Here is a 21861-nt window from a genome sequence, read left to right on the forward strand (position 1 = left end):
TCAAGAACGAAATAACCGGGAATACTGCATTTCATGACGGCTGCTGGCTAAAGTCAGGCCGAACGCGCTGCCGCCGATGTCATGATCGGCAATACTCAACGCTTCGTTAACTAAAGCCGGGATTTTTCCGGCCAACTCGATCAATAACCGCTGCCCGGCGACTTGTCCTAACGGCACCAGCTTGACCGCGCATAACACTTGGTTTTCCAGCCAGCTCCACAAATAACCGATGACGGTTTCGCGTTTCGGAACGCCCCAATTGACTGCGGCAAAAGCGAATACCGTAGCGAGCGTAGCTTCAGGCTTGCGTATCCAGGGCTGCATCCCGGCTATGTCCATCGAATCCAGCAAGCGCGCCAAGGCTTGACCGGTATGCCGGTCTTCAGCCCTTAATTCCGACGTTTCCCGGCATGCAATCAGGGTTCTGCTCCAATATTCAACGCTTTCAACATTGCCGCATTCCCAGGCGTCGTAAAGCCGCGCCAGAATCGGCAAATCGATGCGCGTCAAACAAATCGCCATCAAGCCGTTAAGCCATTCATCGGTATCGCTTGCATTGCTTATCCAGCCATCGTCGACCGCCCGTTCCAGGCCCTGCGAATAACAGAACATGCCTATCGGCAAGCCGGGGCTGACCAGTTGCAGCAAACGCAATAAGGCCAGATCAGTGACCATGGCCGTAATACGCGCCTTGCTCCGGTTCGAAAGGCAACACTTCATGCGTTACCGTCAGGCCCAGCCCTTCCAACATATGATCCAGCACATGATCGGTCAGGAAGCGAAGTTCGCCCGGCAGAATCTGCAACGCGACATGGCGGTTGCCCAAGTGATAACAAGCCTTGGCGAAGTGTAGCGCGTCATCGGTGCGCACCACCGATAGCGGCTCCGGTGCCGCATCGACCAGCACCCGGTAACGGTCGGGGCCGGTCAGCACCGAGCCTTTGCGCAGCACTTGGCCGCGCGGCAAAAACAGCCCGATTTTTGCGCCGCTGTCGGTTTTTAGCAGCAAGCGGCTTTTTTGGCGCGATTCATACGGCAACGTGACCACGTCGTCCGGGGCGGTCTCCAGAGGAGCCAGTTCAGTCAATTTCAGCATAATCAAAACAAAAAATAACGTTGGGCAAAAGGCAGCACATCGGCCGGTTCGCAAGTCAGCAGCAGGCCGTCGGCGCGGACCGAATAAGTCTGCGGATCGACTTCGATATGCGGTTGGTAACTGTTATGGATCAAATCCTTTTTGCCGATGGCGCGGGTGTTCGCGACCACGCCAACTCTTTTGTTAAGCCCTAAAGTTCTTGCAACATCGGACTCGACCGCGACTTTAGGCAAAAAGAACATCGAAGTCGCCGAAGCGGTTGTTCCGAACGCCCCGAACATCGGCCGGTAATGTACCGGTTGCGGCGTTGGAATCGAGGCATTGGGATCGCCCATCGGCGCGGCGGCGATAAACCCGCCTTTAAGAATCAGGCTGGGCTTGACCGCGAAAAAAGCCGGATTCCACAACACCAAGTCGGCCAATTTGCCGACCTCGACGGAGCCGACTTCATGTGCGATGCCGTGGCTGATGGCCGGGTTAATCGTGTACTTGGCGATATAACGCTTGATGCGGAAATTGTCGTTGCCGGGCGAATCTTCCGCCAGACTGCCGCGTTGCGCTTTCATTTTATGCGCGGTCTGCCAGGTACGGATAATCACTTCGCCGACCCGGCCCATCGCTTGCGAATCGGAGGAAATCATCGAAAACGCGCCCAAGTCATGCAGAATATCTTCTGCGGCGATGGTTTCGCGGCGAATCCGCGATTCGGCAAACGCCACGTCTTCGGCAATGCCCGGATCAAGGTGGTGGCACACCATCAGCATGTCCAAATGCTCGTCGATGGTATTGATCGTATAAGGCCGGGTCGGATTGGTTGACGACGGCAGTACATTAGCCTCACCGCAAGCCCTGATAATATCCGGGGCATGGCCGCCGCCCGCGCCTTCGGTGTGATAAGTGTGGATGGTTCGGCCTTTGAACGCGGCAAAGGTGTCTTCGACAAAGCCGGATTCATTCAAGGTATCGGTATGAATCGCGACCTGCACATCGAAGCGGTCGGCCACCGAAAGACAGCAATCGATAGCCGCCGGCGTGGTTCCCCAGTCTTCGTGAAGCTTCAAGCCCATCGCACCGGCACGAACCTGTTCTTCCAACGCACCCGGTAGACTGGCGTTGCCTTTGCCGAGCAAGCCGAAGTTCATCGGAAACCCGTCCAATGATTGCAGCATGCTGTAGATATTCCACGGGCCCGGCGTACAGGTCGTCGCATTGGTGCCGGTCGCGGGCCCGGTGCCGCCGCCGATCATCGTGGTCACGCCGGACATCAGCGCTTCATCGATTTGCTGCGGACAAATAAAATGGATATGCGCGTCGATGCCGCCCGCGGTCAGGATTTGTCCTTCCCCGGCGATAATTTCGGTGCCGGGGCCGATGATTATATCGACGCCCTGTTGCGTATCGGGATTTCCAGCTTTGCCGATACCGGCAATGCGGCCGTTTTTGATGCCGACATCGGCTTTAATAATGCCCCAGTGATCGACGATCAATGCGTTGGTGATAACCAGATCCATCGCCACCGTGGAATCGACCTGGCTTTGGCCCATGCCGTCGCGGATGACTTTACCGCCGCCGAATTTGACCTCGTCGCCGTACACCGTGCGGTCGCCTTCGACTTCTAAAAACAAACCACTGTCGCCCAAACGTACCCGGTCGCCAGTAGTCGGTCCGAACATATCGGCATAGGCTTGCCTGCTGATCCTGCTCATAGATTTTCCTCCAAATCGCCCATCACGTCCTGGCGGAAACCGTAAATCCGGCGCAATCCGGCAAACGCCACCAACTGTATTTCGCGTTGCTGGCCGGGCTCGAAACGCACTGCGGTACCGGCCGGAATATCCGGCCGGAAGCCGCGCGTTGCCGCGCGGTCGAACTGTAAAGCCGGATTGGTTTCAAAAAAATGATAATGCGAGCCGACTTGGATCGGCCGGTCGCCGCTGTTCGCAACCACCATGCGAATCGTCGCACGGCCTGCGTTCAGTTCGATGTCGCCATCGGCGGGGATGATTTCTCCGGGTATCATGATGATGTTCCTAGTTTGCTATTCAATCGGATTATGTACCGTAACCAGCTTGGTGCCGTCCGGGAAGGTCGCTTCAACCTGCACATCGGGCAGCATTTCCGCGACGCCTTCCATCACATCGTCGCGGTCAAGCAGAGTGCGGCCGTATTCCATCAGTTCCGCGACCGTGCGGCCGTCGCGCGCGCCTTCCATAATCGCGGCGCTGATAAAGGCTACGGCTTCCGGGTAATTAAGTTTCAAGCCCCTGACCTTGCGGCGTTCGGCCAGCAGGCCGGCGGTGAATATCAGCAGTTTGTCTTTTTCGCGTGGTGTTAATTGCATTGTTTTAGTCCAGTTTTTAATTTGTTCACCACGAAGACACGAAGAGCACGAAGTTTGCTTGTTTGCTAGTTCCCAAGCTCCTGCTTGGGAATTCAGTAAGGAAGCTCTAGCTTCCTGTCTCGCGAAGTTAGAGCTTCGCTATATGGGTTCCCAAGCAGAAGCTTGGGAACCCGCATATTAAATTTTCTCTTCGTGTCCTTCGTGTCTTCGGGGTGAATAAAATTCAAGTCGCCCAAATTCGCGGCGCGCAAGCTTTGCGTTGTACAGAGTCCGGCCGCGCAATCGCCCAAACCTGCTCGAAAAAACCGCGCAGCCTATCGCTTCGAGTGTCGATAGCCCTGCACACCAGCAGATCGTCAATCAGCGTCACGCCGCAGCCTTGGCTATCGCCGATTAATTGCCGAACGGCATCCAAGCTTCCGGCATTGGCCGGGCTGGCAAACAGGGTTCCGCAAGCCGAAAAGCCCTGCAATCCCCAGCGCGCCGCAAAAGCCTTGGCGTCCAGATGCAGGCGTTCCAAAAATAAAGGCCGATTTTCGCGATAAACCTGCCAGCTCAAATCCGCCAACCCTTCATCGAAACCTTCCCCCGAAGCAGGCCGCCCCAAAGATAACATCTCCCAACCGATAAAACGCGCGCCTGCCGCCAATTCGACTTTAACCGTCGATCTTAACTGCGCGCCTTGATAAATAATGGTTTCCTGCGGCAGCCATTCCAGAGCCGCGCCGCCCTCCACTTTTATCGAAACGGTCTGAACGGCCTGCTCGCCGCTACTGCGATAAAACTTTCCGGCGGCGGGTGTGGTGATCAGCGCGTGACTGTGTTGTCCGGCATTAATGCAAAGACTTAGTTGGTCGCCGCCGACAATGCCGCCCGGCGGATGCAGGATATACACATGACACACATCGCCTTCCGGGTAAAACGGCCGCTGCACGGTTAAGGGGCCGACGTGCCGGCGATTTACCAGCAGGGTTTTGTCGCGGCTTTGCGCAAAGCCCAGCTGCAAGTGGGCTTGCCAACCTTTAGCGTTTACAGTTGCGGCGTGGGCGGTCAAGATGGCTTCACCCAGTCAACAAAACCACGCCGACTACCGTGCAAACCAAGCCAAAGCTAATCCGCACCACGTTAACCGTCTTGACGCCAAGCAATCCGGTAACAATGCCCAAACCATGCAGTAGCGCTGTCGCTAACAAAAAGCCTAATGCATAACCGGCTTGATCCACTCCCGCATCGATTTCCAAGGCATGGACATAGCCGTGACTCAAAGCAAACACGGCCAGTAAGCCAATCGCCCAAGCGGTCGAGGCGTGAAAGTTTCGCCATACAATCATCCCGAAAACCGGCACCGACAGAGCCACCCATTGCTCGGCGGCAAGCAGGGTAAAACCCGCAAAGTGCAACCCTGCACCTGCCGTCATCATCAATAAAAAACTCAAAGGAATAGACCCAAGTATTTTTCCGGCCTGAGCACTACTCCAAAGACCGACAGCAAGCATCACCAATAGATGATCAATGCCAAACCAAGGGTGCGTAAAACCATCGATAAAACTATATGCTGTACCGAGAGCGGTATGCGCTGATGCCGGAGCGGCCAAAGTAAACAACAATAATGCCGAACCTAAATTTTTTACGCTGCTTGTTTTCATAAATGCCTCATTGTTTAAACCGTCAAATACCGCTTAACCATGTCGTCGCTCAATTCATCCATCGCCCCGGCAGCCACGCCCCGGCCTCGATCCATAATATAAAACCGGTCCGCGACCTTTCGCGCGAACGGCAGTTTCTGTTCGACCAGCAACACGGTCACACCCAATTCGTTTTTGATTTTGATAATGCCTTCGCGCACGTCGTCTTTCGCTTCGTCGCCTTGTTTAAGCAGGGGCGTAGTTATGCCTTTGGCGCGGTTCAAACGAATAATTACATCGCCGATTTCGCTGACGATATTCGGCTGTATGCCTTCGGTCGGTTCGTCCAGAATCAGCAATTTAGGATTCAACACCAAAGCCCGGCCGATAGCGAGTTGCTGCTGCTGGCCGCCGGACAAATCGCCGCCGCGCCGTTTGAGCATTTGTTTCAGCACCGGAAAAATCTCGTAGATATGTTCCGGGATTTTTTTGATGCCCTGTTTGCGCACCGCGCGCAGACCGGTTTTCAGGTTTTCCTCGACCGTCAGCAGCGGAAAAATCTCCCTGCCCTGCGGCACAAAACCGATGCCCAGTTCGGCTCGATGCTCCGGTTTGGCAAGGCTTAGCGCCTCGCCGCTGTAGTCGATAGCGCCGTCGCGCACTTCGATCAGTCCCATGATGGATTTAAGCAATGTAGTTTTGCCGACCCCGTTGCGACCCATTAAACAAAGGCAGGAACCGGCCGGTAACTCGAGATTCACATCCCACAAGGTATGGCTGCCGCCGTAAAATTGATTTAAGCCTGTAATTTTCAGCATCAGTCCCCCAAATAAACCTGGATCACGCGTGGATCGTTTTGTACCTCGTCCATCGTGCCTTCCGTCAACACCGAGCCTTCATGCAATACCGTCACATGCTTGGCAATCGAGCGGACGAATTCCATATCATGCTCAACCACAACAATCGAGCGCTCGCCCTGCAACGACAATAACAACTGCGCGGTGCGTTCCACTTCCTGATGGGTCATGCCCGCTATCGGTTCATCGACCAACATGACTTTAGGTTCCTGCATCAGCAACATGCCGATCTCCAGCCATTGTTTCTGCCCGTGCGACAAGATCCCGGCCGGTTGCGCGCGATGTTCGACAAGCCCTATCGTTTCCATGACTTGCTCGATGCGGTCGCGTTGCGCGCCGTTCAACTTCGCGAATAATGTCGCCCAGACGCCCTTGTTGACGGCTAAAGCCAGCTCCAGGTTTTCAAAGACGTTGAGCTTTTCAAACACGCTGGGTTTCTGGAATTTACGGCAAATGCCGGCCTGGGCAATGGCCGGTTCGTCCATTTCCAAGAGATCGATGGTTTGCCCGAAAAACACCGAGCCGGTATCGGGGCGGGTTTTGCCGGTAATCACATCCATCAGCGTGGTTTTACCGGCACCGTTCGGGCCGATCAAACAGCGCAATTCCCCGGCGTCGATATACAGCGATAGCTTATTTAAAGCTTTGAAGCCGTCGAAACTGACGCTGACATCTTCAAGATAAAGAATCGGGCCGTGACTGACATCCACCTGGCCCGGCTTAAGCGCCAAGCCGTTCATTGTTTTTGCTCCTGCAAACGGCGTTGCCAGAATCCGAGCAGGCCGTCAGGCAATAGCACGGTCACCAGAATAAAAGTCGCGCCCAGGAAAAACAGCCAGATTTCCGGCGCCCAGCCGGTCAGCAAGGTTTTGGTGTAATTGACCAGCACCGCGCCGACGATGGCGCCGTACAGCGTGCCGCGCCCGCCGATAGCGACCCAGATGACGATTTCCAATGAGTTCAACGGCGAAAATTCGCTGGGATTGATAATGCCGACTTGCGGTACATACAGAGCCCCGGCAATTCCTGCCAGCATCGCGGCAAACACGAAAATCCATAATTTGAACAACTCAACGCGATAACCCAGAAAGCGCGCTCGCATTTCCTGGTCGCGAATCGCGGTCACCACCCGGCCCAGTTTACTGTTGACTACCCACCGGCTGAGCAGGAAAGCCAGTATCAGGATCATGCCCGAGGCCATCAGCAAACAGGCGCGCACGGCATCGGACTGGCTGTTAAAGCCGAGGATTTCCTTGAAATCGGTCAAGCCGTTGTTGCCGCCAAAACCCATTTCATTCCTGAAAAAAGCCAATAACAGCGCGTAAGTCAAGGCTTGGGTAATGATCGACAAATAAACCCCGGTCACTCGCGAGCGGAACGCCAGCCAGCCGAATAAAAAAGCCAGCGCGCCGGGCGCCAGCACAATCATGATCGCGGCAAACCAGAACTGATCAAAGCCGTGCCAATACCAGGGCAGTGCTTTCCAATCGAGGAACACCATGAAATCCGGCAGCAGCGGGTCGCCGTAAACGCCGCGATTACCAATCTGGCGCATTAAATACATGCCCATCGCGTAGCCGCCCAGCGCAAAAAAAGCGCCGTGACCCAAGGCCAGAATACCGCAATAACCCCACACCAAATCCAGCGACATGCCGAGCAATGCGAAGGTGATATATTTGCCCAGCAGCGACACCGTATAAGCGGAGAAATACAGCGGCGAGCCCGGCGCAAATACCAAGTTGCACAGCGGAACAATCAGGCTGATTGCGGCCAGCACAGCCAGCACTGAGAGCGCGGCTTTATCGTTTTTGAACAGCATCGCTTAGCCCTCCACTGCCCGGCCCTGTTGCGGAAATAATCCGCGCGGGCGTTTTTGAATGAATAAAATGATAAACACCAGAACCAGTATTTTCGCTAAAACCGCACCCGCATAAGGTTCGAGCAATTTATTGGCAATGCCCAGCGAAAATCCGGCCACCAGCGTGCCCCACAAATTGCCGACGCCGCCGAACACCACGACCATAAACGAATCGACAATATAAGCCTGTCCCAAATTCGGGCCGACATTGGTGATCTGGCTTAGTGCAACCCCGGCGACTCCGGCGATGCCCGAACCGAGTCCGAAAGTCAAGGCATCGACCCGGCCGGTCGGAATGCCCACGGCTTTGGCCATATTGCGATTCTGCGCAACGGCGCGCACTTCAAGGCCCAGGCGGGTGCGCTTGAGGATTTGCAGCAACAACACGAACACCAACAAGCAGAAAATCAATATGTACAGGCGGTTCCAGGTCAGCGACAAAAAGTCATTGATTTGCAAAGTGCCGCTCATCCATTCCGGCGTCGCGACGCTACGGTTTAACGGCGAAAAAATCGAGCGCACGGTTTGTTGCAGGAACAGGCTGACGCCGAAAGTCGCCAACAGCGTTTCCAGCGGGCGGCCGTATAAAAAGCGGATAATGCCGCGCTCAATGACAATCCCGGTCAATGCCGAAATAATGAACGCGGCCGGTACCGCAATCGCCAGCGACAGTCCCAAATGATTCGGCATCAGTTGTTGTGTTACATAAGTGGTATAAGCGCCGAGCATCATCAGCTCGCCATGCGCCATATTGATTACGCCCATCACCCCGAAGGTAATCGCCAGCCCGATGGCGGCCAAGACCAGCACCGCGCCGAGGCTTAAACCGAAAAACAGGGTTTCGATAGCGGCATAGGCTTGCAGCTTGGAATTGATTTTCGCTAGCGCGGCTTCGGCCTGATTGCGCACATCGCTGTCGGCTTCCAGGTAATGGCCTTCGCCGTCTTTTTCGACCAGTTCATTCAAGCGGTTAACCACATCCTGGCTGGCCTGATCTTTTAATAATTCAATCGCGGCCAAACGGACGGTTTTGTCGGCGCTGTTTAATTGCTCCAGCCCTAAAACAAGCTTGATCGCATTTTGTACATTCTCGTCCTGTTCCATTGGCAGATGGCCGCGTAGTATCGCCAAACTCTGGTCGTCGATTGCCTTAGCCATCGCGCCGACGGCTGCGAGCCTTACCTCAGGATCGTCGTCATTCAGTTGCAAGCGGCCGATGATTTTCCGTAGCGATGTTCGCAGGCTGTTATTAACGGTGATTTTTTGCGTAGCGGAGCGATCCGCCATGCCCATACTTTCTCCGCTTTCGGCGTCGGTAAGCTTGTAGTCCGTTTCGACTTCTTCGCCGATGACGAGTTTCTGATCGGCTTTAAGTATCAATAAGCGCCCATCGAGCAGGGCTTGTAATATGGTAATGGCCTGCGGCTTTTGCACGGCGGCCAGTTGTTCGATAGCTCGGCCGCGCTCTTGCATCGACCCGGCTTTAAGATTGGCTAAAGCGGCCGGGAACGCATCCTCGGCGGCGTTTTCCTGACCGATACTCAAGGTTGGCGACATCAGGATAAAACCCAGGATTACCCTGCAACACCATCTGAAAGAATTCGGTTTCATAACAACTCCGTAGTTTAATAAATGGAACACGGATGGCACTGATTGGACGGATTTAAACGGATCTTTATAACGGTTTTGTTAAGTTCTTAAGAAGACGCGTTAACCGGAGTGCAAGCTTTGCTTGCGCTTGCAGGCAAAGCCTGCACTCCAGTTCCATAGTTAACAATCACATACCCGTGTTTATCAGTCCAATCCGTGTCCTATTTCTCTAATAATTACCGATCAAAAATTCTGCCCGGAGCACTTCTTGGTTTTGGTGTTGTAATTGCCGCAACTGATAGGCGCTGTCCAGTCGGCGATAATCGGTTTACTTTCCGCCAAAAAGTCGGACCAGGCATCGCCATCGACCAGTTTGTTGGTTTGCCAAACCGTCTGCAATTGGCCGTCGTCCTGGATTTCGCCGATCAATACCGGTTTGCTGATGTGATGGTTAGGCAACATTTTCGAGGTTCCGCCGGTCAGGTTCGGAAACTCAACGCCGATAATGGCTTTTTGTACCGCGTCAGGATCGGTCGTTCCTGCTTTTTCAACCGCTTTGACCCACATATTGAAGCCGATATAGTGCGCTTCCATCGGGTCGTTAGTGACGCGTTTCGGGTTCTTGATAAAGTCATGCCATTGGCTGATAAACGCGGCATTTTTAGTGGTGTCGATGCTCATGAAATAGTTCCACGCGGCCAAATGCCCGACCAGCGGTTTGGTGTCCATGCCCGACAGTTCTTCTTCACCGACCGAAAATGCGATCACAGGAATCTGCTCGGCTGAAATGCCTTGGTTACCCAATTCTTTGTAGAACGGGATGTTGGCGTCGCCGTTAATGGTTGAAACAACGGCGGTTTTCTTGCCGGCCGAGCCGAATTTTTTGATGTCGGCGACAATGCCTTGCCAATCGGAATGCCCGAACGGCGTGTAGTTGATCATAATGTCTTTTTTGGCTACGCCTTTAGACAGCAGGTAAGCTTCAAGAATCTTGTTGGTGGTGCGCGGATAAACGTAGTCCGTGCCTGCCAATACCCAACGTTTTGCTTTTAAATCGTTCATCAGATAATCGACTGCCGGAATCGCCTGCTGGTTCGGCGCCGCGCCGGTATAAAACACATTTTTGGACGACTCTTCGCCTTCGTACTGAACCGGGTAAAAAAGCAGGCCGTTCAGTTCTTCTATAACCGGTAGTACGGATTTGCGCGATACCGATGTCCAGCAGCCGAAGATCGACGCGACTTTATCCTTGGTCAGCAATTCACGGGCTTTTTCGGCAAACAGCGGCCAGTTGGAAGCCGGATCGACGACCACCGCTTCGAGTTTTTTGCCGAGCAATCCGCCTTTTTTGTTTTGCTCGTCAATCAACATCAGCATGGTGTCTTTCAGCGTGGTTTCGCTGATCGCCATGGTGCCGGACAGTGAGTGCAGCACGCCGACTTTGATGGTGTCTTCGGCGTTTGCCGCGCCTGTCGCAAAAGTCAATGCCGCTATTGCGCCGGCAATACCGAGCTTGCGTAGTTTTGAAGATAATCTGTTCATATTAGTCATCCAATAGTTAAAGGGAGTTTAGATTTGCCACTGAAAGCCGACTTTAACGGCATTAGTTTTTTCGCCTGCGGCTGTCGATGTGTAATCCAGGCCTTTAGTCATAAGATCGCCGTATTCCCAGCTCAAAGACACGCGGGCGTTATGGCCGTCGATGACGTAATTCACACCGCCTTCGTAGGAATTACGGTCCGAGCTGCCGCCGGGCATCACATTCACGTAACGCAAATAAGGCTGGAATTGGCCGATGCCGACTTTTTGCGGGAACAGGTACATGCCGCTGACGTCATAAGCATTGCCTTCGAACATCGAGAAACCGCCGCCCGCGTCCCTGGACGCCTGGCTGTAGCCGTCGGAAATGCCGTAGTTTTTGTATTCGCCGTTTACCGTCACCACGCCGCTGTTGGGCAGCACTTTTTCCATCAACACATCGACTGAGGTGCCGCGAAAGTTACCATGATCCAAAGCGGTTCCCGCGCCGTCTTCCTGATATTGATTGGACACCGCGACAGTCAGGATGTCGCCGCCTTTACCGTAGTAAGTACCCGAAGTGTAATAGCCGGGATTTTTTTCCACTTCCCAGAAGTTGTAGGCGAAACGCTGGCTGTACAGAATATTGTCGTCGATATTGGCGCCGCCTCTTAAGCCGCGAAAGAAACCGAACGCATATTGGAAGCGGCCGTCAAACGCCGCGCCCCAGAAAGTCGCACCGTCGTCACGGCCGAAAGAACCGGCCGAAGTACCGTCCGACTTGATCGTCAAATTGTAATCGGCCGGCTCGAACGGGGTGCCTGAACTAAAAATATTGTAAATGGCGCTGTAAAACGGGCCGTTCATTTCCCGGCGTTCGGCCGGAACCAGCATGCGGCCTACCCAAAGATTAACGTACGGGTTGTACTCGAACTTGCCGATTGCATCCAATACCCGTACTTCGCCGCCGTTGCTACAGGTTTGGCAATCGGTGTTGAACTCGACTTTCAAATATTTGTGGATTTGGCCGTTGAGGTACAAACGGATATTGTCCAGGTTAAAATCGTTGCTCCATTTGTTGCCGCTGGCGCCGGCTGCGCTTTCGGCGGACTGAAAGCTGGTGCGTAAACCCGCGCCGATGCTGACCCATTTGGTGTCGTCGATTTTAAATGTCGCCCCGGCTTGGCTTACCGGCGTATATCCGGCTGCCAGTGTCAGCAGGCCCAGTGCCGGAAGAAGTTGCTTGCTTCGTACCCCGGCCGTTGTTTTTGTAGAATCACTCATGTCAGGTGCCCCAGAATTTAAAAGGTGATTTGATAAGGCATCCGGGTTATCCGGATGCAGCCAGGAAGTTGGCTCGGAATCATTATTTTGTCCGGGGGGAATTTGCACAATGCGTCATCTGACTCATCAGTCAAATGACGTATTTTCGGTAAGCGATAATTTACATATAGTTGCGAAACCTGTGTTACATAATCCGGATTCGCATGAATGAGCTCATACAAGACCCTGCCAGGAACCTGTTTTTCAAAGCTATCGTCATTGCCGGGCTGTTAACGGCTTGCGCGCCGGGCCTGGAAAAAAAGCCGATGCAAATCGATACGGCATCGATTGGACGGATTGAATTTAAAATCGGTGCGATCAAGCAATCGTCGTTGAAACCGATAGTGGCCGGGCAGGATGTGGCGGCCCGGATTAGCCAAAATCTGGCCGCTTGGGGCTATCCGGTAGGGGCTAAAGACAATCAGGCTTTTAGCCATACCTTAACTGCCGAGATCGGCTTGGTTGAGCACAGTCAGACGCCGCCCGGTTTTTCATTTTCTTCCGGGAATTCCGATCCAAGAGCGCTCGATTTTCAAAAAGCCAAGGTGCTGCCGATTGGCTGCGAGCTGGCTTCTATCGCACAACCGACGCAATCGACTTATCTGCACATGCATTTTGTTGCCGGAGATGCGGCCAGCCAAGCGAAATTAATCGATCACATCAGCACCGTTTGTTTCAATTTGTTGAGCGAACTTAACTGGCCGGATAAATCGCAAAACCAGCCGTCATCAAGCCTTAAGCCGAGCTGGATACCGGAGGTGCGTATCGAAACCGTCGCCAGCCCGGACGAAGCGGCCAAAGCCGATGCTCCAGGCAAGACCGATGAAGGCCGTAAACAGATCATCATTCACAACCAGGGAAGCCCGGTGATTTTGAAGTTCGGCCATGAAAGGTTATAAAAAGGCGATATGAGCGCTTGCACATGCGGTTTTTATCTCTCGATTCCGCACGCTGCATGACTGCCATGCGTTGTAGGAGCGGGCCATGCCCGCGACAGTTGAGCAGCGCTTCGATCACGGGCATGGCCCGCTCCTACGGTGTCTTGTCTTATTGAGGCAATGGCTGGATTCGCCGCATCGGAACCTGCAAAATTTCAAAACAAGCGGCCGTTATTGTGCGTAGTTAGGGCTCATTGCACCAACTTAGATCAATGCTTTTTTTTGTTGCGCCGGTGTTTAGCGCGTCGGCCTTTCTAACAATCTCTGGTGTAGTTATTGCTTACAAATGCATTACAGATGCTTACAAAGAAGAGCGATTAAACAAATGCAATGAGCGGGCTGTCATTCATTTTATAAAAGTTATTGAGGAAACCAGTATCCGACAAAGTGTCTCAAAAATCCGTCGCGACTATAACGCCTGGGTCGCCAACGAAACGCTGGAAGACTATGCGCTCAGGTTTGCTCCGCGCACATTCCGCAAATGGTCGGAATTCCAGGTAGCCAATACCGCGTTCGGCTCTACCTCATTCCTGGTTCTGGAAGCGATAGGCGGCTTTCTGTCGATCAATTACGGCTTTACCAACGCGTTCTGGGCCATTCTGGCTGTCGGCCTGATTATTTTTATCACCGGTTTTCCGATCAGTTATTACGCTGCCCGCTATAACATCGATATCGACCTGATGACCCGCAGCGCGGGTTTCGGCTACATCGGGTCGACAGTAACCTCTCTGATTTATGCGTCGTTTACGTTCACGTTGTTCGCGCTCGAAGCATCGATCATGTCGCTGGCTATCGAGCTGTATTTCCACATTCCTATTTTCATCGCGCATATCATCAGCGCGGTTACTGTCATCCCTCTGGTAACGTTCGGGATTACCACGATCAGCCGTTTGCAGATGTGGACGCAGCCGCTGTGGCTGGTGCTGTTGATTGCGCCTTATATTGCCGTATTCATTCGCGAGCCGGATGCGTTGATGACGGTGCAAACCTACTTCTGGATCGCGGGCAGCGGCCAGGGCTTTAACTGGCTGCTGTTCGGCAGCGCGACAACCATAGCCTTTTCGATGGTCGCGCAAATCGGCGAACAGGTGGATTTCTTGCGCTTCATGCCCGAACTGACCGATAAAAACCGGCTGCGCTGGTGGCTGGCTACGATTAGCGCAGGCCCCGGATGGATTTTGTTCGGCATGGCCCGGCAATTGGGCGGCGCGTTGCTGGCGCATCTTGCCGTTCGTCACGGCATAGCGCCGATCCATGCGCATGAGCCCACGCAAATGTATCTGGTGGCTTACGGCGACTTATTCAACAATGCCGAATTGGCGTTAACTGTCACGACGTTGTTTGTGGTGATTTCCCAGATCAAAATCAATGTCACCAACGCTTATGCCGGTTCGTTGGCTTGGTCGAACTTTTTTTCGCGCCTGACGCATAGCCATCCCGGCCGGGTGGTATGGCTGGTTTTTAATGTGTCTATCGCCCTGTTGCTGATGGAGTTTGGCGTATTCGGTGCGTTGGAAAAAGTATTGGGCTTATTCTCCAATATATCGATAGCCTGGATCAGCGCGGTTGCGGCCGAATTGCTGATCAACAAACCTCTGGGCTTGAGCACTAAAGCGGTGGAATTCAAACGCGCTTACCTGCCGGACTTGAATCCGGTCGGCATTCTGTCGACTTTATGCGCCTCGATAGTGTCGATACTGGCTTATTTGGGTTGTTTCGGTACGTTCGCCCAGGCATTTTCAGCGTTTATAGCGCTGAGTCTGGCCTTTCTGCTGGTTCCGTGCATCGCCCTGCTCTACGGCAGCCAGCGTTATCTTGCCCGCGAGACCGGCTTTAATAATCAGGCTCCGGTCAGCCGGTGCACGATCTGCGAAAATCATTTCGAGCGCGAAGATATGGCCTATTGCCCGGTTTATGAGGGCGGCATTTGCTCGCTTTGCTGTTCGCTGGATTCGCGGTGCATGGATGCCTGCAAGCCGGGCCTGCGCCTGGGCGATTATCTGCAAAGCCTTGCACAATACTGTTTGCCGGGCTGGATGAATTTAAGCCTCAGACTGCGCCTGATACGCTTTAGCCTGTTGTTTTTGTTTCTGGCCGTTTTAACCGGCGTATTCGTCGGGATTATTTACTATCAGGATTTGTTGATTGCCGAGCACCAACCGGCTTCGTTCAATCTGTTGCTGGCGAATTTTGTTAAGGTTTACGCTTCATTGTTGGTATTTATCGGTTTGTGTACTTGGTGGCTGGTTTTGAATGACGAGAGCCGGCGCGTTGCGCATGAAGAAATTGCCAAGCAAACCCAGCGTTTGTTAATGGAAATCGATGAACATAAAAAGACCGACGCAAAATTACAGCAAGCCACCAAAATGGCGGATCGCGCCAACAGTGCGAAAAGCCGTTTCCTTAGCAGCATGAGCCACGAAATACGCACGCCGTTAAACAGTATTGTCGGCTATGCGTATATTTTACAAAAAGACCCGACCATACCGGCGCATAGACGCCAAGCCGTGGATATTTTAAAGCGCAATGGCGAACATTTGTCGGCGCTGATCGAAGACATTCTGGACATTGCCCGTATCGAAGCGCGTAAATTCGAACTGCGCCGGGAACCTATCGATTTTCCGGGACTTATTGAACATTTAAGCAGTACTTTTAAGCCGCAAGCCGAACAGAAGGGGCTGTCTTTTTACTGTCAAATCCTAAATACCTTGCCCCAGCGGGTGAGCGGCGACGAAAAGCGGGTCGGGCAAATTTTGATCAACCTGCTCGGCAATGCGATCAAATTTACCGCGGACGGTGAAGTCGTATTCCGTATCGGTTACAGTTGCGGCGTGACCACGTTTCAGGTCACCGATACCGGCCCCGGCATACATAAAGACCAACTGGACACTATATTCCAGCCTTTTACCCAATTACCGAATGAGAACCTGGACTCCGGCAGCGGCTTGGGCTTAACCATCAGTAAAATTTTATGCGAAATCATGGGCGGCGAACTCGCTGTCGTCAGTGAGCTGGACAAAGGTTCGACTTTTACCGTAAGGCTGTTGCTGCCCAATTTGGGCGGCGAACACCAATATATCCAGGAAGAAGATATTATCGGTCACTGCGGCAAACGCCGGAGAATTCTTATTGTCGATGATCAGCCGGATCATCGACAATTGATTGTGTCTATTCTGGAACCCTTAGGTTTCGATTTGATTGGAGCCGGTTGCGGTGAAGAATGTCTGGATAAAGTTAACAAGGAAGCGCCGGATCTTATTTTGCTGGATTTATCGATGCCTCGGCTCGATGGCGCCGCAGCGGCGCATCAACTACGCCAACAAGGCTATACGATGCCGATTGTTGTGTTAAGCGCCAACGCCTACCCGTCCGACCGGCTCAATGCCATTAACGCCGGTTGTAACGATTTTTTAGTCAAGCCTATACAAGTCAGCGAATTGCTTTACAAACTTAAACTGCACCTGACTTTGGACTGGATTTATCGGGACGATGAAAGCGAACAGCACAGTTCCAGCCAACCGCCTTCACTGGATATTATTAAGGAGTTAACCGGCTATGTCCGGATCGGCGACTTACAAGGATTGAATCTATACCTGACTCAGCTGATTCAGTACCACCCGGAATACACTTATTTTGCGCAGAGGATTATGACGCTTGCCAGTGAATTTCATATAGTTGAAATCAAAAAACTTTTGCATCTTACTACTGAGGAGCTAAACGGCAATGGCGAGCAAGTTTTCTCATAGCGGTATCGCGATGATTGTCGATGATACCCCCGGCAATCTGGCTTTGTTATCCGACACTCTTTCGGAAGCCGGTTACCGGGTGCTTGTCGCAACCGATGGCTTATCGGCATTGGAACAAATCGCTTACCTGAAGCCGGACATTATTTTGCTGGATATTATGATGCCGGGTATCGACGGGTTTGAAACCTGCAATCGACTCAAATCCTCGCCTAAAACGGCCGATATTCCGGTTTTATTTATGACTGCGTTAAGCGAGTTGGACAATCTGTTACGCGGCTTCGATGAAGGCGCCGCCGATTACATCGTCAAGCCGATTCGTCCTCCTGAAGTGCTGGCCAGAGTGGAAGTGCAGCTGACTCAGGCCAGAAATCTGCGCCGTGTTGAAGATGCTTTAAACCATAGCCCATTTTCCGCGCTGGCAGTCGATTCATCGGGCATTATTACCTGGTTAACACCAGGCGGCATCCGCTGGCTGGACGAGTTTCTGCAAAAGCACGCATTAACCGGCAAACATGAAGTCGGTATGCCGTTACCCAAGCCAATACTCGAATGGGTTATACAACGTTTAGAGCTTGGTGATAAATCTGCAACCTTTGAAAGCAGCCGAATGGGAGCCGTTTTTTTAGCAAAAATAACGCCGTGCCAAGGTACAGGCGAGTATCTGCTGGTTTTGGAAAAGCATTCAGCGGAGTGGAATATCGATTGGGTAAGAAGCTCTCTGGGGCTTACCGTGCGTGAAGCGGAAATATTGATGTGGATATCCAGAGGTAAAACTAATAAAGAAGTGGGCCTTATTCTGGGCAGCAGCCCGCGTACCATCAATAAGCATCTCGAACATATTTTCGAAAAGTTGGGCGTTGCTACCCGCGCCGCAGCTGTCTCAATGGTATTGCAGCGCCAGCAATTCTGAATCCAAGCAAAGCGTCGATTTTTCTACACTGCTCCGGCTCTATTGGGCCCATATCGGACAATGCGGCAAAAAATGGTAGAATCGCCGTTTCCTGTAACCTGAGAATATCTCTTAACCATGTCTAATCACTCAAAGCTTCCCCTTGAATCACTGAAACTGAATGTCGATTTAACTGGCTTTGAGTTCCCAACCGCACCTGAATTGCCCGACACCATTTTAGGCCAGGACAGGGCCCAGTCTGCGCTGGAGTTTGGCATTGCGATGAGCAATCCGGGCTACAATATTTTTGTGATGGGCGAGCCGGGCTTGGGCCGGTTATCGATGATTACCAACCACCTGAATGCCCAGGCCAAAACGCTGCCCGCGCCGTCATCCTATGCTTATGTCGATAATTTCGATAATCCGAGAGAGCCGCTGGCCGTTGAGCTGCCCGCAGAGTATGGGCAGGTGCTCAGCAAGGACATTGAGAAACTGATCGACAACCTGCTGGCGACCTTTCCCGCCGCCTTTGAAAGCCCTACCTACCAACAAAAAAAGAGCGCTATCGAACGTCAGTTTAGCCAGCGCTATAACGCTGCCATCGATCTGGTCGATAAGAAAGCTCAATCATTAAATACCGCATTGTTCAGGGAGAATGAAACGATTTCATTTGCGCCTATCAAAAACAACAAGGCGCTGAATGACGATCAATTTAGCCAATTGTCGCTCCCGGAACGAGAAATCTTTCACAAACATGTCGCGGAACTCGAAGAATACCTGGGCGACGTATTGCTGGAATTGCCCCAGTGGCGCAGGGAGATGGTCGAAAAAATCAGGGAGCTGGATAATGACACCATCAGTCTGGCGATAGAGCCGCTGTTTGCCGAACTGAACGACAGCTACCAGAATATCGATGACGTCATCACCTATCTGGCGGAAATCAAAAAGAACCTTTGCAGCACCATTGCCGACTACCTGATGCCGAGCCGGACGCCAGAACCGCAAGACACTACCACCATTAAACGGCAGCTACTGACCGAACTGTATGCGCCCAACATTCTGGTCGATAACAAGCAGGAAGGCGGCGCGCCGGTTATTTACGAACCGCACCCGATTTACCAAAACCTGTTCGGGCGCATCGAGTATGTCAGCGATCAAGGCGCGCTGGTCACCAATTACCGGCGGATTTGCGCAGGTTCCCTGCACAGGGCCAACGGCGGTTATTTGATTCTCGAAGCCGAAAAACTACTGACTAACCCCTTCGTCTGGGAAGGCCTGAAACGCGCATTGCAATCCGGTTTTATTGAAATCGAATCGCCTTATTCGGACTTGGGCATTAATACCATTACCCTAAAACCCGAAGTCATTCCGCTGAACGTTAAAGTGATACTGGTCGGCTCCAGAGATATCTATTATTTGCTGGAAGAAATGGATGATGAATTTAACGAGATGTTCAAAATCCTTGCCGATTTTGACGAGTACATTCCGCGCACCGATGAGACGATGCAGCGCTTTATACTGCTGATGATCAAGCAGGCCGAAGACTCCGGAGCCAGGCCGTTAACGAAAGCAGCCATCGAATGCCTGATCGAATACAGCTGCCGCATTGCCGAAAACCAGCATCATTTTTCCGCCCGCATCAAGGATTCGCTGGAAATCATCGGCGAAGCCAACCTGTTCTGCAAGCGGGACAATCAACCGATTTGCGACCGGAAGCATATCGAACAAGCCTTGGGCGCAAGAGAACACCGCAACGGCAGACTGCCCGAGAACATACTCGAAGAAATGCTGGCCGGCACCATCCTGATCAATACCGAAGGCGAGGCGATAGGCAAGGTCAACGGACTGACCGTACTGGAAGTCGGCGGCAGCAGTTTTGGCGCGCCGGTGCGCATTACCGCCAGCGTTTATCCTGGCTCTAGAGGCATCGTCGATGTTGAGCGGGAAGTGGAACTGGGCCAGGCCATTCATTCCAAAGGCGTGATGATTTTGACCGGCTATCTGGGACACACCTATGCCCAGCAATTCCCGCTAGCCATATCCGGCAGCATCGCGATTGAGCAATCCTACGGCTATATCGACGGCGACAGCGCCTCGCTGGCCGAGCTGTGCTGCTTGATTTCGGCGCTGACCCGGACGCCGATCAAGCACAGTTTTGCGGTGACCGGTTCCATCAACCAGTACGGCGAAGTCCAGGCGGTGGGCGGCGTTAACGAGAAAATAGAAGGCTTCTTCAGGCTATGCCAAGCGCGCGGCCTGAACGGCGAGCATGCTGTGATCATCCCTACGGCCAACAAACGCAACCTGATGTTGAAACAGGAAGTGATCGACGCGGTGGCGGCAGGCAAGTTCGCCGTTTACGCGGTGTGCTGCGTCGATGAAACATTGGAATTATTGACTGGAGAATCGGCAGGTGTGTTAGATAAAGAAGGCCTGTATCCGGAAGGCAGTATTAATTGTAAAGCGATCTCCCGTTTGAAGGAGATTTCGGATATGGCGCTGGAGGAGGATGATAAGGAGGAAGGGATTTAATGTTAGTCTTAGAAGATTGCGATGCCTAGGGGTTAGGTTTATTATCCGCTTTCGCTATAAGTATTTATACGTAAATTGCTCGTAGACATCAAAATCACGCAAAATATTGCGTGATTTTGATGTCTAAATACGTTTTAAGGAAATCAAAATGGATTGGCAGGAAATAATTAAATTTCTAGGAAGTGCAACAACAATCGCCTTAACCTTAGGCTATCTCGGTAGAAAGGCAATTGAAGCTTTCATCGCTGGAAGAGTTGAATGATATAAGAGTGATCTTGAAAAGATCGCGTTGGAACACTCAGTTCGTTTTTCTAGCCTCCATTCAAAACGAGCGGAAATAATAGCAGAAATATATGAATTGCTCAGTGCTGTAGAAAATCAGGCTCGACTGCTTGCTACTCCAGCAATGGAAAATGGAGAGCCGCCGAGGAACGAAACTTATAAAAGCACTGCCAGCTCGTACTATCGATTATACGAAAAATACAATAAAACGCGTATATACTTTCCCGATAACATATGTCAGATGATAGACAAATTTTTAACTCAATCCAAAAATCCCATAAGTTTTTATAAATTGGCCGAGCAGACGTCAATGCAAGACCCAGAAGGAAGTAACAAAAGATTGCAAGAAGATCTTCAAACAAAGTTTATGGAAGTATGGGAAGAAGTCGAAGAAAATGTACCAGAGGCGAGAATTGCCATTGAAAAAGAATTTCGTAAGATTCTTGGTGTGACAAAATGAGTAACTCACGCAACATTTCGCTTAAGCCGACCGTTTTCCACTACGCTCCAATCTCCAGCTGAGCTTTACGTTAGGTGCTCGACATCAAAAACACAATAAGGAGGACGAATGTCGAAACACAACAATTCATCATTACGTGGCAAGGCATATCATACAACGAGTCATTAGAAATAGAGGAACATAATGATTGACCAACAAACAAAACATGAGATTGCCAATGCGCTCAAGGCACTTAATGAGCAAAATGTCTCACTCCGACTTGAGGCTATTAAACGACTAGGCGAAATTGGAGTATCTCATCCTCAAATTATTGAGCGACTTAAGAGTTTGATAACAAGCGATCCGTCTGCTGAGGTAAGAACAACTGCCAAGAATGTTATAAACAAGCTTCAGATCATTCCAGACAACATTCATCAAGAGACAGCTACTCAACCGCAATTGAACGAACCAACAATACCAGGAAATGATGACGCAATCCTTGAAATGTTGCGAAAACAGTACGAAATTTTAGCCAGTATTCAGAGCCTTCTGTCTTATAGTTTAGAAAAAGAGAATGAAAAAGTGTACCATTTTCGTTCTCGAATCAAAGGCATAGATTTATCCATAGGATCATTGGTTACTCTGATGTTCAATTGGCTAATTGCTTCAATACCTGTCGGATTTGTACTTGGCATAATCTTACTTAGTGCCTGAAAGAAAACTCGCTTTTTTTCATGATTCTGCCAACTCACTGAGCCTAACTCCAGCCATTTTTCGGCGCAGGTCAGTCAATTTCCTCTTTTGGTGGTGCTCAATGGTGCAAATCC

At 51.8% G+C, this 21861-nt stretch carries 19 protein-coding genes; 6 read left to right on the forward strand and 13 right to left on the reverse strand.

Annotated features, from left to right (window positions below; all coding sequences use genetic code 11):
• From M0R47_RS16475 to M0R47_RS16535, 13 genes are all read right to left on the reverse strand, one after another.
• Complete coding sequence (locus M0R47_RS16475; RefSeq protein ID WP_292556784.1) at positions 1-675, reverse strand: urease accessory protein UreF; 675 nt, start codon at positions 673-675, stop codon at positions 1-3.
• Positions 665-1096, reverse strand: coding sequence for an urease accessory protein UreE (gene ureE / locus M0R47_RS16480; protein WP_292556786.1), 432 nt, complete (start codon positions 1094-1096; stop codon positions 665-667). Before ureE ends, M0R47_RS16475 begins: the two co-directional genes overlap by 11 nt.
• 2 nt (positions 1097-1098) lie before the next feature.
• Positions 1099-2802, reverse strand: a complete 1704-nt coding sequence (gene ureC, locus M0R47_RS16485; protein WP_292556788.1) for an urease subunit alpha — start codon at positions 2800-2802, stop codon at positions 1099-1101.
• Positions 2799-3116, reverse strand: a complete 318-nt coding sequence (locus M0R47_RS16490; RefSeq protein WP_292556790.1) for an urease subunit beta — start codon at positions 3114-3116, stop codon at positions 2799-2801. The genes ureC and M0R47_RS16490 overlap by 4 nt, the downstream gene beginning before the upstream one ends.
• An 18-nt stretch (positions 3117-3134) precedes the next feature.
• Complete coding sequence (gene ureA / locus M0R47_RS16495; RefSeq protein ID WP_292556792.1) at positions 3135-3437, reverse strand: urease subunit gamma; 303 nt, start codon at positions 3435-3437, stop codon at positions 3135-3137.
• Positions 3438-3660: 223 nt separating this feature from the next.
• Positions 3661-4491, reverse strand: coding sequence for an urease accessory protein UreD (locus M0R47_RS16500; protein WP_292556794.1), 831 nt, complete (start codon positions 4489-4491; stop codon positions 3661-3663).
• Positions 4492-4498: 7 nt separating this feature from the next.
• On the reverse strand, positions 4499-5083 hold the full coding sequence (locus M0R47_RS16505; RefSeq protein WP_292556796.1) for a HupE/UreJ family protein: 585 nt from the start codon (positions 5081-5083) through the stop codon (positions 4499-4501).
• Between the two features lie 14 nt (positions 5084-5097).
• Positions 5098-5880, reverse strand: coding sequence for an ABC transporter ATP-binding protein (locus tag M0R47_RS16510; protein ID WP_292556798.1), 783 nt, complete (start codon positions 5878-5880; stop codon positions 5098-5100).
• Positions 5880-6659 carry an urea ABC transporter ATP-binding protein UrtD gene (gene urtD, locus M0R47_RS16515; protein ID WP_292556800.1) on the reverse strand — a complete coding sequence of 260 codons (780 nt, stop codon included), beginning with the start codon at positions 6657-6659 and terminating at the stop codon, positions 5880-5882. The genes M0R47_RS16510 and urtD overlap by 1 nt, the downstream gene beginning before the upstream one ends.
• On the reverse strand, positions 6656-7738 hold the full coding sequence (gene urtC / locus M0R47_RS16520; RefSeq protein ID WP_292556802.1) for an urea ABC transporter permease subunit UrtC: 1083 nt from the start codon (positions 7736-7738) through the stop codon (positions 6656-6658). Before urtC ends, urtD begins: the two co-directional genes overlap by 4 nt.
• 3 nt (positions 7739-7741) lie before the next feature.
• Positions 7742-9334 (reverse strand): urea ABC transporter permease subunit UrtB, encoded by a 1593-nt coding sequence (gene urtB, locus M0R47_RS16525; RefSeq protein WP_292556816.1) that lies wholly within the window; start codon positions 9332-9334, stop codon positions 7742-7744.
• A 276-nt stretch (positions 9335-9610) separates the two neighbouring features.
• The gene (gene urtA / locus M0R47_RS16530) at positions 9611-10909 is read right to left on the reverse strand and encodes an urea ABC transporter substrate-binding protein (RefSeq protein ID WP_292556804.1); all 1299 of its coding nucleotides are present in this window, start codon (positions 10907-10909) and stop codon (positions 9611-9613) included.
• A gap of 27 nt (positions 10910-10936) precedes the next feature.
• On the reverse strand, positions 10937-12169 hold the full coding sequence (locus M0R47_RS16535; protein WP_292556805.1) for a hypothetical protein: 1233 nt from the start codon (positions 12167-12169) through the stop codon (positions 10937-10939).
• Positions 12170-12372: 203 nt separating this feature from the next.
• Between M0R47_RS16535 and M0R47_RS16540 the strand changes: the two genes are divergently transcribed.
• The 6 genes from M0R47_RS16540 (at position 12373) to M0R47_RS16565 (ending at position 21748) form a co-directional block, all read left to right on the forward strand.
• Positions 12373-13107 (forward strand): hypothetical protein, encoded by a 735-nt coding sequence (locus tag M0R47_RS16540; protein ID WP_292556806.1) that lies wholly within the window; start codon positions 12373-12375, stop codon positions 13105-13107.
• A gap of 251 nt (positions 13108-13358) precedes the next feature.
• Complete coding sequence (locus M0R47_RS16545; RefSeq protein WP_292556807.1) at positions 13359-16892, forward strand: response regulator; 3534 nt, start codon at positions 13359-13361, stop codon at positions 16890-16892.
• Complete coding sequence (locus M0R47_RS16550) at positions 16870-17802, forward strand: response regulator transcription factor (RefSeq protein ID WP_292556809.1); 933 nt, start codon at positions 16870-16872, stop codon at positions 17800-17802. Before M0R47_RS16545 ends, M0R47_RS16550 begins: the two co-directional genes overlap by 23 nt.
• A gap of 117 nt (positions 17803-17919) precedes the next feature.
• Positions 17920-20313 (forward strand): ATP-binding protein, encoded by a 2394-nt coding sequence (locus tag M0R47_RS16555; RefSeq protein WP_292556811.1) that lies wholly within the window; start codon positions 17920-17922, stop codon positions 20311-20313.
• 289 nt (positions 20314-20602) lie between these two features.
• Positions 20603-21055 carry a hypothetical protein gene (locus M0R47_RS16560; RefSeq protein ID WP_292556813.1) on the forward strand — a complete coding sequence of 151 codons (453 nt, stop codon included), beginning with the start codon at positions 20603-20605 and terminating at the stop codon, positions 21053-21055.
• A 183-nt stretch (positions 21056-21238) separates the two neighbouring features.
• Positions 21239-21748, forward strand: coding sequence for a HEAT repeat domain-containing protein (locus tag M0R47_RS16565; RefSeq protein WP_292556814.1), 510 nt, complete (start codon positions 21239-21241; stop codon positions 21746-21748).
• Positions 21749-21861 lie beyond the last annotated feature (113 nt).

Origin of the sequence: Methylobacter sp., assembly GCF_023227905.1 — a bacterium.
Taxonomy (GTDB): Bacteria; Pseudomonadota; Gammaproteobacteria; order Methylococcales; family Methylomonadaceae; genus Methylobacter_A.